General features: G+C 71.3%; 12 protein-coding genes. 7 read left to right on the forward strand and 5 right to left on the reverse strand.

Features of this window, described 5'->3' with window-relative positions; genetic code table 11:
- The coding region (locus ACIHIX_RS47000) for an ATP-binding protein (RefSeq protein WP_399966847.1) at positions 1–2,070 on the reverse strand (2,070 nt) is incomplete at its 3' end.
- Positions 2,071–2,644: 574 nt separating this feature from the next.
- Here ACIHIX_RS47000 and ACIHIX_RS47005 point away from each other — a divergent pair.
- From ACIHIX_RS47005 to ACIHIX_RS47025, 5 genes are all read left to right on the forward strand, one after another.
- Complete coding sequence (locus ACIHIX_RS47005; protein WP_399966823.1) at positions 2,645–3,616, forward strand: NAD(P)-dependent oxidoreductase; 972 nt, start codon at positions 2,645–2,647, stop codon at positions 3,614–3,616.
- A gap of 67 nt (positions 3,617–3,683) precedes the next feature.
- Positions 3,684–4,523 carry a hypothetical protein gene (locus ACIHIX_RS47010; protein ID WP_399966824.1) on the forward strand — a complete coding sequence of 280 codons (840 nt, stop codon included), beginning with the start codon at positions 3,684–3,686 and terminating at the stop codon, positions 4,521–4,523.
- On the forward strand, positions 4,498–5,334 hold the full coding sequence (locus tag ACIHIX_RS47015) for a prephenate dehydratase (protein ID WP_399966825.1): 837 nt from the start codon (positions 4,498–4,500) through the stop codon (positions 5,332–5,334). Before ACIHIX_RS47010 ends, ACIHIX_RS47015 begins: the two co-directional genes overlap by 26 nt.
- Before the next feature lie 204 nt (positions 5,335–5,538).
- A complete protein-coding gene (locus tag ACIHIX_RS47020; protein ID WP_399966827.1) occupies positions 5,539–6,195 on the forward strand; it encodes an HAD-IA family hydrolase in 657 nt (218 codons plus the stop codon).
- Positions 6,196–6,205: 10 nt separating this feature from the next.
- Positions 6,206–7,123 (forward strand): TIGR03619 family F420-dependent LLM class oxidoreductase, encoded by a 918-nt coding sequence (locus ACIHIX_RS47025; protein WP_399966828.1) that lies wholly within the window; start codon positions 6,206–6,208, stop codon positions 7,121–7,123.
- A gap of 363 nt (positions 7,124–7,486) precedes the next feature.
- On the opposite strand, the gene ACIHIX_RS47030 is transcribed toward ACIHIX_RS47025, so the two are convergent.
- Positions 7,487–7,975, reverse strand: a complete 489-nt coding sequence (locus ACIHIX_RS47030; protein WP_399966848.1) for a TetR/AcrR family transcriptional regulator — start codon at positions 7,973–7,975, stop codon at positions 7,487–7,489.
- A gap of 200 nt (positions 7,976–8,175) precedes the next feature.
- Between ACIHIX_RS47030 and ACIHIX_RS47035 the strand changes: the two genes are divergently transcribed.
- Positions 8,176–9,708, forward strand: a complete 1,533-nt coding sequence (locus tag ACIHIX_RS47035) for an MDR family MFS transporter (protein ID WP_399966829.1) — start codon at positions 8,176–8,178, stop codon at positions 9,706–9,708.
- 69 nt (positions 9,709–9,777) lie between these two features.
- On the opposite strand, the gene ACIHIX_RS47040 is transcribed toward ACIHIX_RS47035, so the two are convergent.
- Complete coding sequence (locus ACIHIX_RS47040; RefSeq protein ID WP_399966830.1) at positions 9,778–10,251, reverse strand: SRPBCC family protein; 474 nt, start codon at positions 10,249–10,251, stop codon at positions 9,778–9,780.
- Between the two features lie 165 nt (positions 10,252–10,416).
- The gene (locus tag ACIHIX_RS47045; RefSeq protein WP_399966831.1) at positions 10,417–13,215 is read right to left on the reverse strand and encodes an ATP-binding protein; all 2,799 of its coding nucleotides are present in this window, start codon (positions 13,213–13,215) and stop codon (positions 10,417–10,419) included.
- 281 nt (positions 13,216–13,496) lie between these two features.
- Between ACIHIX_RS47045 and ACIHIX_RS47050 the strand changes: the two genes are divergently transcribed.
- Positions 13,497–13,871: a response regulator gene (locus tag ACIHIX_RS47050; RefSeq protein WP_399966832.1), complete on the forward strand. Its 375-nt coding sequence runs from the start codon at positions 13,497–13,499 to the stop codon at positions 13,869–13,871.
- Between the two features lie 22 nt (positions 13,872–13,893).
- Here the strand turns inward: ACIHIX_RS47050 and ACIHIX_RS47055 are convergent, their stop codons facing one another.
- The gene (locus ACIHIX_RS47055; RefSeq protein ID WP_331729261.1) at positions 13,894–14,553 is read right to left on the reverse strand and encodes a response regulator transcription factor; all 660 of its coding nucleotides are present in this window, start codon (positions 14,551–14,553) and stop codon (positions 13,894–13,896) included.
- Positions 14,554–14,771: the final 218 nt, after the last annotated feature.

Consider the following 14,771-nt stretch of genomic DNA (forward strand, 5'->3'; position numbering starts at 1 on the left):
GGCGGCTTCGTAGTCGCCTTCGGCGAGGGCGGCGGTGGTGCCGATGGTGTCGGTGATCTGGGTGAGGAAGCCGATGCCGCGGGGTCGGGCCCAGGCGTCGACGGTGGCCTGGAGCTCCCGGGCGTGCTCGACCTGACCCCGCAACGCCGCCAGCAACCCCAAGTAGGCATGCGTGTGGTGGACGAACGACGCGTGCTTGTGCGTCGTCGTCAGCTCCAGGCAGCGCTGCCCGGTCCGCTCCGCCTCGTCCCACTCACCCACGCCGATCTGGTCCAGCATGATCAGATGCAGCATGGTCATGGCGTCCGCCAGGGCGCCCGTCTCGATCTCGCGGTCCACCATGCGCTGCAGATACGGCCGGTACCGGCTGAGCGTGTCCACGTGATAGGCGGCGGCGCCCAGCCTGGTGACGTCCCACGGCTCCAGCGAGTGCACGTCGGCGAAGGCGCGCTCCAGCCGTTCGTCCACGCCGGCCCCGCGCAGGACCACGTCGCCCCACGCGTCCTGGTAGATGCGCGAGTGCGTGGGCACCAGGTCACCCAGACTGTCCAGCAGCTCGTGGACCCGCAGCCACCACGCCTCGTCACTGCCGTACTGGCTGATGGCCAGCAGCAGATCGATCAGCCGCGTGAGCACCTCGTCCGGCTCCCGGATCCCGCGGTCGCGCAGGCTCTCGATCGCCGCGAAGACCTGGTGCTGCGAGGAGCGGATGTCCCCGTCCTCGAAGAACGCGACATAGCCCGAGGCGACCACCGAGTCCGGGGAACCGCCGGTGTCCACGCCGGCACCTGCGCGGACCAGCTGCCGTGCCTGGTCCAACCGCCCCGAGTGCCCGGCGACGTACGCCGCGCTGCCCAGTCTGCGGGAGCGCTCCTCGGGGGTCTCGCTCAGTTCGGCGGCGCGGGTCAGCCAGGCCACGGCGGCGACCGCGCCGCCGCGCCGGGTGGCCGACTCGGCCGCCGTCTCCAGGGCGGCGGCGACCTCCTCGTCCGGGTCGACGGTGGAGGCCGCCAGGTGCGTGGCCCGGCGTTCGATGTCGTCGCGGTGGACGTCGGCGAGTACGGCATGTGCCGCGCGCCGCTCGTTGGGAGTCGCCGTCTGGACCACCGACGACCGCACCAGGGGGTGCCGGAAGACGAAGTCACCGCTCAGCGGGTCGATCTCCAGCAACCCGTACTCCGTGGCCTCGTCGGCGTCGACCATCCGGTATCGACCACTCCTGGCCTGACCGGCGGCGGTACCGGCCCCGACACCGTCCAGGGCACCGCGCAGCAGCTCCGCGCGGACGGCGTCGCTCAGAGCCTTGATGCGGGCACCGTAGACCTGTTGCAGGCGTTGCGGCAGGGGGATGCCGGTGTAGCCGAAGGGCTCCGCCTGTGTGTGCTGCGTTCGGCCGCCGCGCACGTACGGAGGCAGTTCCAGCAGGGCCAGCGGATTGCCCTGAGCCTCCTCCAGGACCAGGCGGCGCACCCGGGGGGTAAGACCGGGGTGGTGCAGGTCCAGCATCTGCTCGGCGGCCTGCTCCGACAGCGTCGTCACCGCCAGTTCCGGCAGTGCGGCGGTGTCGAAGCCCGAGGGCACGCCGGCCCGCAGGACGACGATGAGCTTGACCGAGCTGCCGGTGAGCCGGCGTCCCACGAAACCGATCACCTCGGTGCTGGACTCGTCCAGCCACTGCCCGTCGTCCAGGACCAGCAGCAGCGGATGCTGGGAGGCGGCCAGGGAGAGCAGGTCGAGGACGGCGATGCCGAGGGTCATGACCGACGGAGGAGTGCCTTCGCTCCTGCCGAAGACGACGTCGAAGACCTTGCGGTGGGCCTCGTCCAGCCGGTCGATGTGGGACAGCAGGGGGTACAGGAACTGGTGCAGACCGGCGAACGGCAGCTCCGACTCCGCCTCCACTCCGGCCGCCCGGATCACCCGGTACTGCTCGGCCGCCGCGAGCTGCGACACATGTCCCAGCAGCGCGCTCTTGCCCACACCCGAGTCACCCCGCAGCACGAGCGCCCTGCCGCCGGGCGCCGCGACGAACGCGGACAGCACCTCCTGCTCGGTGTCGCGTCCGATCATCGCCCCGACCACTGACTCCACCGTCCCCCACTCCCTTCCCCGATGAACCAGTCCGGCCCGAACACTCTCGTGTTCAGGCGCATGGATCACGCCAAAGCATTTGTGAGGGTACGTTGCTGTCCCTCTCTGCCGTGGTGACAGGTGTCCCCGCGGTCTGCCGCCCGGACTCGAGGGTGGTGCGTGCCCGCAACCGATCTCGGACGGCTGCGCAGAGGACAGCGTGGTCCACCCCTTCACACCTCACGCAGAAGACTAGAACGCACGGCAGAATCCGTCAGCCGCTATGGCCGAAAACGTTCTTGTTGTACGGCTGGCCCCATGCGTGGAGGTGCTGTCTGTAGGGCTGGCCCTACGACCGGCGGCTTCCGCCCCGCACCTGGGGCCCGACTCCCACCCGAAGCGACGACCGAGACACCTGCGGGCTAGGCTCACACATATCTACCCGTGCGCCGGGGGCACAGCGCCTCAAGAACCGGTTCACACATGCGGGTGGCAGGGCTCACGTGAACCACGGTCCCTGTCACACACGTCCCAAAGACGTGTGACACCAGAGCGCGGAAGAAGCTGATGCACGATGAAGGACGGCGCGACCGTCTGGCTCCCCTACCACCGAAACCAGATTCCAGGCCTGCCTGACCGGCTCTCCTACGCCTACTGGGACGGCACCGGCCCACTGCCCGGCGACCCCGCCGACGTCCGCTTCCTCGTCGGCATCCCCGCACCCGGCGCCGAACGCGTCCTGCGCCCCGTACTGCCCCGCATGCGCGACCTCGAAGTGCTCCAGCTCCTCAGCTCCGGCTACGACCACATGACGCCGCTGCTCGACGAGCTGCCCGCCGGCACCCGGCTGGCCACCGGACGCGGAGTGCACCGCGAGACCACCGCCGAACTGGCGGTCACCCTGCTGTTGTCCCTGTGCCGGGGCCTCGACCGGTTCACCGCCCACCAGGCGCAGGGGGAGTGGGTGCCCGAAGTCCGCTCCACCTTGGTCGGCAAGCGGGTCCTCGTCGTCGGCTACGGCGCGGTCGGCGCCGCGGTCGCCGCCCGGCTCGGCGCGTTCCGGTGCGAGGCCGTCCTCGTGGCCCGGACCGCGCGCACCACACCGGCCGGCCGGGTGCACGGCGCGGCGGAGCTGCCCGCACTGCTGCCCACAGTGGACGCCGTGGTGTTGTGCGCGCCGCTGACCGAGGGCACGCGCGGGATGTTCGGCACGGAGGCGCTGGCCCTCCTGAAGGACGGGACCCTGCTCGTCAACGTCGCCCGCGGTGAACTCGTCGACACACGTGCGGTGGTCCGGGAGGTACGGGCCGGACGGCTGCGGGTCGCGCTCGACGTCACGGACCCCGAACCCCTGCCCGCCGGACACCCCCTGTGGAGCCTGCCCGGCGCGCTCATCACCCCGCATGTCGCCGCGTTCACCGATGCCTTCCCCACCCTGACCACGGACTTCATCCGACGCCAGCTGCACCGCTACGCGCGCGGCGAGGAAGTGCACAACGTCGTCGTCACGACGGCCCCGGCCGAAGGAGGCGAGCAGGCTGCCTAGGCCCACGACGCCCACATACGGTGACCACCATCCACGCCTGCTCGGACCGGAGAGCCCTCTCGCGCAGGTGCTCGCGGCCTGCGAGTCGGCGGGGCACACCGCCCCGGCCGAGGCCTGGCAGGACCTGACGAGCACCTGGAACTGGGCCGCCCCACTGTCGGCCGCGGCGTGCCACGGGGATTTTCCTGGAGCTGTCGCGCGGCCGGCTCCCGGCGGCTTCACGCTTTCCGGGCTGTGGAGCCTCCCTGCGCCTGAGCAGGCCGAACCCTGGCTGGCCCTGCCGCTTCCCGTGACGGGCACCGGCGAACCCGACCTCTTCGTCGTCGCGTCGAAGACGCTGTCGGGGCGGGTCGGGGCCGGGACCGTGGTCCGCCTCGACGACCTGTACGTTCCCGCCGGCTTCGGCACGCACTCGGCGGGCGCACCGCTGCGCGCCGGCGACGCGGCGTTCCTCTGGACGGCGGTGGCCGCCCTGGCCCTGGGCACGGCCCGCCGTATCACCGACGTACTGGCCGCTCCGTATGCGGGCGGGGCGGGCAGTACCCGGCGCCAGGCGGCCGCGACTGCCGCGGAACTCGCCGCCGTACTGCACGACGAGCGGCTGAGTCTGGCCGCGATGCTGCACGACGCCCCCTCCGCCCGGCAGGGTCTGCCGACCGCCGTCGAGCAGCGGCTCGCCGCGCACGTCCCACGTGCCGGGCGGGCCGTCCAACATGTGGTCGCCGCGGCATACGAGCACGCGCTGACGGCAGACTGGGGTGGCGGCCCGCACCCCCTGGTGAGCCTGATCGAAGCAGGTTCACCCATACTTCAGCAGGCCCGCTACACGACGGAGCTTCTGCCGCCCCGCGACAGGACCTCCCTGAGGAAGGCTGAACACGGTGACGACCGCCGCATATCAGGGTGAACCCGGATCCAACTCGGCGACCGCCGCACGCGCCCTGTTTCCCGACGGCCGCGAACTGCCCTGCACCAGCTTCGAACAGGCCTTGGACGCCGTGACGCTCGGGGCCGCCGACGTCGCCGTCATCCCGGTCGACAACTCCGCGGCCGGCCGCGTCGCCGACGTACACCATCTGCTGCCCGAGTCGGGGCTGTTCATCGTCGCCGAGTACTTCCTGGCCATCCGGTTCGACCTGATGGGCGTGCCCGGCGCGACCGTGGACCAGGTGGAGTGCGTACGCAGCCATGTGCACGCCCTCGGGCAGTGCCGCAAGATCCTGCGGGAGGGCGGCTGGCGCACCCTCGTCAGCGATGACACCGCCGGCGCCGCCCGCGAGGTGGCCGAGCTCGGCGACCCGCGGCACGCCGCGCTCGCCCCGCCCGCCGCGGCCGAGCTCTACGGCCTGGACGTGCTGCGTGCCGAGGTCGAGGACGACCCGGACAACACCACCCGCTTCGTCGTCCTGTCCAGGGACGCGGCCTTCGCCCCGCACACCGGCGAGCCGACGATGACGAGCCTGTTCTTCTGTGTGCGCAACATCCCCAGCGCGCTGTACAAGGCGCTCGGCGGGTTCGCGAGCAGCGGCGTCAACCTCACCAAGATCGAGAGCTACCAGATGGGCGCGGGCCTCAACCCCAGCCGCTTCTACGTCGAGATCGAGGGCCATCCCGACGACGAGCGCGTCGCCCTCGCCCTGCACGAACTGCGCTTCTTCTCCTCCGAGGTGCGCGTCCTGGGCGTCTACCCGGCCCACTCGCACCGCGCGAAGAGCTGACCTCACCAGACCTGTTCCTACGGCGAACGGCCCCGCCGGGTTCCCCGCCGCCGTCGCCGTGGCGCCGGGGAACCCCTCACCGGGACGACGTAGCCACCGGCCCCGAAGGTTCACATCCGACACATGTTCCTGGTCGCCGACACTTCTCGACGAGAAACATGACCTGGCGGAAGGGGTCCCATGGCGACCTTCTAAGGTGTGAGCATGACCCAGCACCGCAAAGGCCTCGTCCTTGACTTCGGTGGTGTGCTGACAACACCTCTGGTCCACGCGGCGTTCGCCTTCGAGCGGCGCGCGGGACTCGCCGAGGGAACCCTGCTCACCGGCCTCTACCTGGACCCCGAGGCGATCCGGCTGACCGAGGAACTGGAACGCGGCGGACTCACCCAGACCCAGTGGAACGAGGCGGCGGCCACCCGTCTCGGGATCTCGTCGGACAACCTGATGGGCCGCATCTTCGCCGACCTGCGCCCCGAGCCCACGCTGATCGCCGCGGCCGCCGCCGCCCGCCGCGCGGGCGTCAAGGTCGGCATCCTGTCCAACTCGGTAGGCCTGGAACCCTGGAACCTGTACGACGGCTACGACCTGGAGACGCGGTACGACGCCCTGGTGCTGTCCGAAGCGCACGGCACGCGCAAGCCGGAACCGGAGATCTTCCGGATCGTGTTGCGCGAACTCGGCCTGACCGCCGAGGAGTGCGTCTTCGTGGACGACACCGAGCAGCACCTGCCACCCGCGGCGGAGTTGGGCTTCGCCACCGTCCACGCCGTGGACCCGGCCCGCACGGTGGCCGCCCTGGAAGCCCTGCTCGGCATCCCGCTGACGGACGTAACCCCGGACCCGGACCGGGTCACCTCGTGAGGAGTCACCTGTGAAACTCGGCCTCGCCCTGCCGACCTTCGGCCCCGACGCCGGCCCGGAAGGCATCCAGCGCATCAGCCGCACCGCCGAGGAGATGGGATACGACTCCCTGTGGACCGGCGACCGCGTCCTCGCACCCCGGGTGCCGACCGTCCCGTACCCGAGTTCCTCCGGCGAGATGCCGCGCGCCTACGAGAACCACATGGACCCCCTGGTCGCCCTGACGTTCGCCGCGGCCCACACCACCCGGGTCCGCCTGGGCACGAGCACGCTCAACGGCCTGTGGCTGCCGCCGCTCATGCTGGCCCGCTCCCTGACCACCCTCGACGTCCTCAGCCAAGGACGTCTGGTCGTGGGGCTCGGCCTGGGCTGGATGCCCGACGAGTACGCCGCGGTCTCGGTGCCCTGGAAGGGGCGCGGAGCACGGCTCGAGGAGACCCTGGACGTCCTGGAGGAGTACTGGGCCAACGACGTCTTCGCGCACGAGGGACCGCTGTTCACCGTCCCGGAGACCGTGGTGGGCCTCAAGCCGAGCCAGCGGCCCGGACCGCCGGTGCTGCTCGCGGCGTTCAGCCCCGGCGGCCTGCGGCGGGTCGGACGGCGGCTCGACGGCTGGCTGCCCGTGGCGATGCCGCTGCCTCACCTGTTGGGCATGTGGGACGTCATTCAGAAGGAGGCGGTGCAGGCCGACCGGGACCCGACGGTTCTGCGCATGGCCCTGCGCGTCAACCCCCAGCTGACCGACACGAAGACCGACCCGGACCGGATGCCGGAGGCGGGCACTCTCGCCCAGTACGTCGACTATGCGCGGGCCGCCGCCGAGGGGGGCGTGCACGAACTCTTCGTGGACTTCGGGCAGATACCGGCCACGCTCGCCGAACGCGTCGACCTGGCGGGCCGTTTCCTCGAAGGAGTGCGGCAGGGCTGAGGCGGTGCGGAATGTGTCGGCCGCTTCTTTGGTTTCTCGGGGCACCCACTCTTCGCCCCGCGATCTTTTCGCCCCCGCGATCTCGTCGCACCCCCGATGGGAGAGACCTTGAAGCCCTCCGCCCCCGCGAACGAACAGCCCCGACTCCGCCGCGTCCACCTGCCCGGTACCGTGCCCTCGCCCTCCATGGCGGCCTCGCGCCCACGCGACGCGGAGGAGAAGCGGGATGCCTCCGAGACGGACACGGCTCGGCAGGTCGTGGAATGAGGTGGGCGGCGGTGTCCTGGTGACAGCGCCGCCGGCCGCGCCGAAGGCCCTCGGCGGACACCTGAAGGAAGGTGTCCGCCGAGGGCCTTCGGTGTGTCAGGACGTCCCCAGACCGTTCAGCAGGGTGTCGACGACCACGTCCGCGGCCTGGCCCGGGCTCAGCTCGGGCAGTTGCCGGGCCACCAGGTGCATCAGCTGCGGCAGCAGCGCGCTCGCCCAGCCCTGGGGCAGGCCGGGGCGCAGCAGGCCCTCGTCCGTGGCGCGCTGGAGGAAGGCGTCGACCTCGTGGATGGAGGCGTCGCGGCGTGTGTGGACGCTGTCGTCGGCGAGCATGCGGGTGAGGTCGACGGGCCAGGTCCGGTTGACGCCGATGATGTTCTCGACGTAGCGGTGCAGGGCGACCGCGACGGGTGCCTCACGCAGGCGGGCGTCCTCGATGGCGTGCTCGATGGCCGTGAGGCGGGCTTCGTAGATGGCGGCGAGGAGGTCGTCGCGGTTGGCGAAGCGCCGGTAGACGGTGCGCCGGTCGACACCTGCCTCGGCGGCGATGCTCGCGATGCTGGCGCCGGGATCGGCGGCGAGCATGCGTGCCCCTGTCGTCAGGACGGCTTCCAGATTGCGTGCTGCGTCGGCTCTCACCGGCCCGAGTCTAGTGCCGCAATGTGATGCCTGAGACATCTAACGCCCCTCGGGAGTAGAACCCTGGCCATTAAGTGCTACATTGAAGTGACAGATCTTAGAGGTTTCGTCATTCTGATGTTCCACTTCTAGAAAGGCCACCTTCCATGTCGAAGGCAACCGAGCCCTCATCACCCAAGGTCGGCGGGGTCGCCGCCGCGATGAGCGCGCTGATCCTGGCCGTGCTGCTCGCTTCCCTGGACCAGACGATCGTCTCCACCGCGCTGCCCCGGATCGCACAGGACCTCAACGGGTTCGACGACATCGCGTGGGTCAGCGCCGCATACCTGCTCGCGTCGACCGCCGTCACCCCGCTGTGGGGCAAGCTCGGCGACATGTTCGGCCGCAAGCCCCTCTATCTGACCGCCACCTCGATCTTCCTGATCGCCTCGGTCGCCTGCGGCCTGGCCCAGAACCTGCCCGAGCTGATCGGCGCCCGCGTCCTCCAGGGCATCGGAGGCGGCGGCATGATCGTGCTGACCTTCGCCCTGGTCGGCGACATCGTCGCCCCGAGCGAACGCGGCCGCTACCAGGGCATGTTCGGCTCGGTCTACGGCGTCGCCAGCATCGTCGGCCCCCTGCTCGGCGGTGTCTTCACCGACCAGCTCTCCTGGCGGTGGGCGTTCCTGGTCAACCTGCCCGTCGGCATCGTCGCCCTGACCATCGCCGCCCGCGCCCTGCCCGCCGCCACCCGGGGCAGCAAGGCCCGCATCGACTACCTCGGCGCGACCCTGCTGGCCGCCATCGCCACCGGCCTGGTCCTGGTCACCTCGTTCGGTGAGCGCTGGGGCTGGGGCTCGCCGGCCATCGTCGGCCTGATCGTCGCGACCGTCGCACTGGCCGCGCTCCTGGTCCCCGTCGAGCGCCGCGCCGCCGCCCCCGTCCTGCCGCCGGCCATGCTCGGCTCCCGGACCGTGGTGTTCTCCTCGCTGATCGGCTTCTTCGCCAACGCCGCCATGTTCGCCGTACTGGTCTACCTGCCGACCTACCTGCAGATCGTCCACGGCGTCTCCGCCACCCTGTCCGGCGTCTACATGCTGCCGCTGGTCGCCGGACTGGTCATCAGCCAGTCCCTGGCCGGACGCTGGGCCGCACGCGTCGAGCTGCTGCGCAGGATCCTGCTCGGCGGACTGGTCGCCAACCTGGCCGGACTGCTCCTGCTCGGCACCATCGGCGCCGCCACCCACACCCTCGTGCTGAGCGTCTACTTCCTGATCACCGGCGTCGGCATCGGCATGGTCCCGATGGTCGTCCTGACCACCGTCCAGAACAGCGTGCCCGCCGCCGATCTCGGCGCCGCGAGCGCCGTGGTCACCTTCGCCCGCTCCATCGGCGCGGCCTTCGGAGTCGCCGTCTTCGGCACCCTCCTCAACACCGGCTTCGCCGACCGCACCCACGCCCTGCCCACCGCCGGCGGCTTCGACGCCGCCCGCCCCGACACCATCGGGCAGCTGCCCGGAGCCCTGCGCGACACCGCCCTGGACGCCTTCGCCCACGCCACCGCAGGCGGCTACCTCTGGATCGCCCCCACCCTCGCGGTCGGCATCCTGCTCGCCCTCTTCCTCAAGCCGTCCCGCAAGGCCGGCGAGGCCGCTCCCACTCCCGCCGCAGTCGCCGAGGAGTCCGTTCCCGCCGCCTGACCGACCGCCCCTCGCCCCTCGACCGGCCGACGCCCCCACCGGGTGCCGGCCGGCGGCGTATGCAGGTTCCTACGGGGCGCTCTCCGAGAGCCTCTTGAGCTGGGCGAGCCAAAGGGAGTTCAACCGCTGCACCCACACCGGGGACGCCACCTGGAGCGACTTGGCGCCGGGGCCGCGGACCACGTTCTCCGTCACCACCCGGGTGCCGCCCTCGACCGCGACGAACAGCCACGCCTGGTACAGCTGCACCCCGGCACCGATGCCCGACCAGCCGAGCCGGTGCGGCGGCACATGCTCGCCCACGAAGATCTCGAACCGGTGCTCATGGAACCGCACCTCGAAGCTCCTGGCGAGCGGCCCGGCCCGCACCTCGGCGATGCCCGGCACCCACTCCGGCCACCGCGCCACGTCACTGAGCAGCGCGAAGGCCTTGGCGGGCGGGGCGTGCACGACGGCCTGCGCCTGACAGAAACCGTGTGCCTGATCGGGGGAGAAGCCCGAGGGCCAGTGGATGTCCGGATGGCTCTCCGACGCGCCGGGCATCCGGTTCCCCTTTCGTGGTGCGGGCGACCCCAGGAACGGCCACCGGTCGAGGGCGGACCGGAAGGACGCCCTCCCGCCCCACTCTGATCGCCAGCCCCGGACCCGACATAGGTCAAATGACTTGGGGAACCGTCCAACGGCCTCGGGGGAACCGCGCAGGCCCTGTCACTGGCCGCCGTCGTGCGGGTCGAGCTGCGACAGCGCGTCCCGCAGCGCGGCCCGCGAGGTGATGCCCAGCTTCGGATAGATCTGGTACAGGTGCGTACCGATGGTCCGGTGAGACAGGAACAGCCGCTCGGCGATCTGCTTGTTGGTCAGCCCGGTCGCCGCGAGCGTCGCGATCTGCAGCTCCTGCGCGGTCAGCGCCACCGGTCCCGGCCGGGCCGCGGCGGGCGTGGACTGGCCACTGGCCCGCAGCTCCGCCACCGTACGCGTCACCCAGGGCTTGGCACCGAGGCGCTGGAAGGCCTCCAACGCCTGCGCCAGTTGCTCCCGGGAATCCGCCGTGGCCCGCAGCCGCCGCAGCCGCTCGCCGTAGAAGAGCCGCACCCGCGCCACGTCGAAGGGCCAGCGCTCCGGATCGGGCAGCGACAACGCCTGCTCGAAGAGGGCCAGGCCCGGCCGGCCGGGTGTGGTCAGCGCCTCGCAGGCCAGCACCAGCATCTCCAGCCGCGGCGACAGCGCGGCCATCGACGACGCGCGCATCGCCGCCGCGTGCGCCGCGGCCTCCGGCTCCCGGCCGGTACGGATGGCCGCCTCGACCAGGTCCATCGTGCCCCACAGGGCGATCGGCAGGTACGGGGCCACCGTCCCGGGCGGGCTCAGCGTGCAGGCGTGCTGGTAGGCGGTCTCGAAGTCGCCGCTGCCGAGCGCGGCCAGCGCCCGCGCGTGACAGGCGAAGAACCGGGCGCCGTACGTCCCGCGCGGCATCGCCCACCGGACGATCTCCTCGGTCAGCGCGGCGCTGGTCTCCGCGTCCCCCTGCGCCGCCGCCACCGCCGCCTGGATGTACTGGAAGTACCAGGCGAAGAACCGGTAGTCGTGGTTCTCGCACAGGGCCAGCCCCTCGGCCGCCAACTGCGCGGCGTCGTCCCACCGGCCCAGATGGAAGTAGTCCAGGCCCAGATGCATCAGCGCGCCCAGGTGCCGGCGCACCGGCGCGGTGCCGGCCCGGCCCTGCTCCACCAGTCGGCGCGTGGCCCACCGGAAGTCCCCGAGCCGGTCGGCGAAGACCGAGGCGGTGCCGACCCGGATCACCCGGGTCGGGTCGTCGCCGACCGTGGCGATCAGCTCCGTCAGCCGGGGCAGGGCCGCCGCACCGGTGCGGGCCGGGTCGCCGAAGGTCCGGGTGATCACCCAGAGCAGTTCGGGCGGTTCGGGAGTGAGCCGCTCCATGAACGCCAGCATCGGCTCCCACAGCTTCGGATCACCGCCGTACCAGCACAGCAGGATCAGCAGATGCAGCGCCTCGATGAGCCCCTCGTCCGAGGCGTCGTAGTGGTGCTCGGGCTCCGATGACTCGATCGCGCCGATCAGCAGCCGGTAGGCGGTGTCGATGTCGCCGTCCCGGTTGATCAGCAGGAACGCCGACGCCGTAGCCGCGTGCAGCGACTGATCGCCGACCGGATGAACGAGCCGGGACTCGGCGAGCAGCCGGGTGGCGTCCTCCAGTTCACCTCCGGAGTCCACGCCCACATAGGCCGCCACCGCCAGTCGGCGGCTCTCGTCCGACGCCGCCGGACTGAGCCCCGCGGACCGCGTCAGCGCCGCCACCGCGCCCAGCGCGTCCCCGCGGCGCAACCGGCCGCGCGCGGCCTCCTCCAGCAGGGCGGCGACCGTCTCGTCCGGGCCCGTCGCCGCCTCGCCCAGATGCCAGGCACGCCGCTCCAACTGGCCGCCGAGGACGTCCGCGAGCGCCCGATGGGCTTGCCTGCGTTCTGTCCCGGTCGCCAGCTCCACCACCGCGGAACCGATCAGCGGATGCCGGAACGACAGCCGCCGGTTGCCCGCGGAGACCGTCACCAGCCGGGCCTGCTCGGCGGGAACGAGGTCGTCGACATCGGCCCGACCGGACGCCGCCGCCTCGACGGACGCGAGGTCCCCCGTCCCGTCGAGGGCCGCGAGCAGCAGCAGCTCACGGCTGCGCGCCGGCAGCTCCGCCACCCGCGAGGCGAACAACGCCTGCAACCGCTCGCTCAGCGGCAGTACGGCCGGCACCATCGCCAGCGTCGCCCGCTGCTCCGCCGACAGCGCCACCGGCAACTCCACCAGCGCGAGCGGGTTGCCGCGCGCCTCAGCCGCGATACGGCGTCGTACGGCGGGGGAGACGTCGGGGTGTGCGAGGGCGAGCAGCTCGGTCGACGAAGCGTCGTCCAACGGCTCAAGGCGGTGCTCGGTCAGACCGCTGGACTCGAAGAAGCTCTCGGAGCCCTCACGGGAGGCGGCGAGAAAGCCGATCGTGCTGCCGACCAGCCGCCGGGCCACGAAACCGAGCACGGCGTTGGTCGCCCGGTCCAGCCACGGCAGGTCGTCGATGACGACCAGCAGCGGTGTACGGGCCGCCGTCAGCCGGAGCAGCAGCAGGACCGCCGTGGAGGTCAGCAGCCGGTCCGGCGCCGGACCGCTGCCGATGCCGACGGCGACCCGCAGGGCGTCACGGTGGACCGGGTCCAGGACGTCGAAGTCGTCGAAGAGCGGCACGAGAAGCTGGTTGAGCCCGGCGTAGCTGATGTCCGCCTCGAACTGCACACCGGCCGCGCGCAGCACCCGGATGCCGTTGTGCGTGGCCCCGGTCGCCACCGCGTCGAGCACGGCGGTCTTGCCCACCCCGGCCTCGCCCGACAGCAGCAGGGCGGCGCCATGGACCTCGGAGTTGCTGAAGAAGGAGTGGATGAAGGCGAGGTCCTTGTCCCGTCCGACCAGCCGTGTAGAGGCCGGGCAGACGGTCGAGTCCGGGTCATTCATCGAGCGGCCTCCAACGGCTGACGTCTGGAGGCCCGGTGACATCCGCCGACCCGGCTGCGCTGCACCTGGCTCCGTGCGGTCATGCGATCACCGCAGTCTAAAGGGCATCCAGATCATGCCCTCGCCGGTGGGACCGGCGGGCATCAGACCAGCGGGAACGGGGACGGACGGCGAGGGGTCCGCCGAGGGGTCAGCCGAGGGGTTCTCTTTGCATGAGCGATACACAAAGCGTAGGGCTCCCCCTATGGCCTGGTGGTGAGGGGGTTCGGCATGCTGAAGGCATGTCCATCAACATCGTCGTCGTCGACGACGACCCTGGGTTCCGCCGCATCGCCACGACGCTGCTGACGGCACGTGGCCTGCATGTCGTGGCGGAGTTTCAGGACGGCGCCTCGGCGCTGGCCGCGGTGCGGACGCACCGTCCCGACGGACTGCTGCTCGATCTGCACCTGCCCGACACCGACGGACTGACCGTGGCACGCCGGCTGACCCAGGAGACACCGCAGAGCGACCGGCCACGGATCGTGCTGACCTCCACCGACCAGTCGTTCTGGTCACCCGAGGAACTCCAGCACGCGGGCATCGAGTCCTTCGTCCCCAAGGACAAACTCTTCGACGCCGATCTGAAGAGCCTTTTCACCCCCACCACACCCTGACGCCGGAGCACCGGCCCGCGCTCTACTGGCCGAGGTAGCGCAGTACCGCCAGAACCCGCCGGTGCTGCCCAGTGGCCGACTGGTTCAGGCCCAGCTTCAGGAAGATGCCGGTGACATGGCGTTCCACGGCGGCGACGCTCACGAAGAGCTGCTCGGAGATCCCCGTGTTGGAGTGGCCCTCCGCCATGAGCGCCAGGACCTCCCGCTCCTTCGGCGTCAGCGCCGCCAGCGGATCCTCCGGGCGCTTGCGTCCCAGCAGCGCCGCGATCACATCGGGGTCCAGGGCTGAGTCGCGGGCCAGGACCCGCTCGACGGCGTCGATGAGGATCTGCGGACTGGCCACCTTCTCCTTGAGGAGATAGCCGACGCCGCTCGGGTCGTCCCCGACCAGGTCGAGCGCGTAGGAGGCCTCCAGGAACTGGGAGAGCACGATGACGGCCGTCTCCGGCCGCGTCGCGCGGATCTTCTGCGCGGCCCGCAGACCGTCCGCCTCCAGACCGGGAGGCATCCTGATGTCGGTGATCACCACGTCGGGGTGGTGTTCCTCGGCGGCCCGGACGAGATCCACCGCGTTGTCGACGGCCTCGACCACGTCGATTCCGGCCCTGCGCAGGATGGCCGCGATGCCTTCGCGCATGAACGGCTGGTCTTCTCCGAGCACCGCCCGCAGTGGTTGGCTCATGGCGAGATCCTAACCTGGGGCGTGTGTGCTCAGGCCGCCCAGGAGCGAGGCGGCCGACCGGCTGAGGTGTCACACCTCGGAGGAGGCAGGCACACATGAATGTGTGGCCCGCGGCCAGCATGTGTCCTGTCCGTGCCCGGTGGCTGTCAAGGACTCCGGAGCGCCCACAGCGGGCCCACCTGACGGTCGTTGTAGGGAAAACCCGAGGTCTACGCGTG

The organism is Streptomyces sp. NPDC051913, assembly GCF_044593635.1.
Lineage (GTDB): Bacteria > Actinomycetota > Actinomycetes > Streptomycetales > Streptomycetaceae > Streptomyces.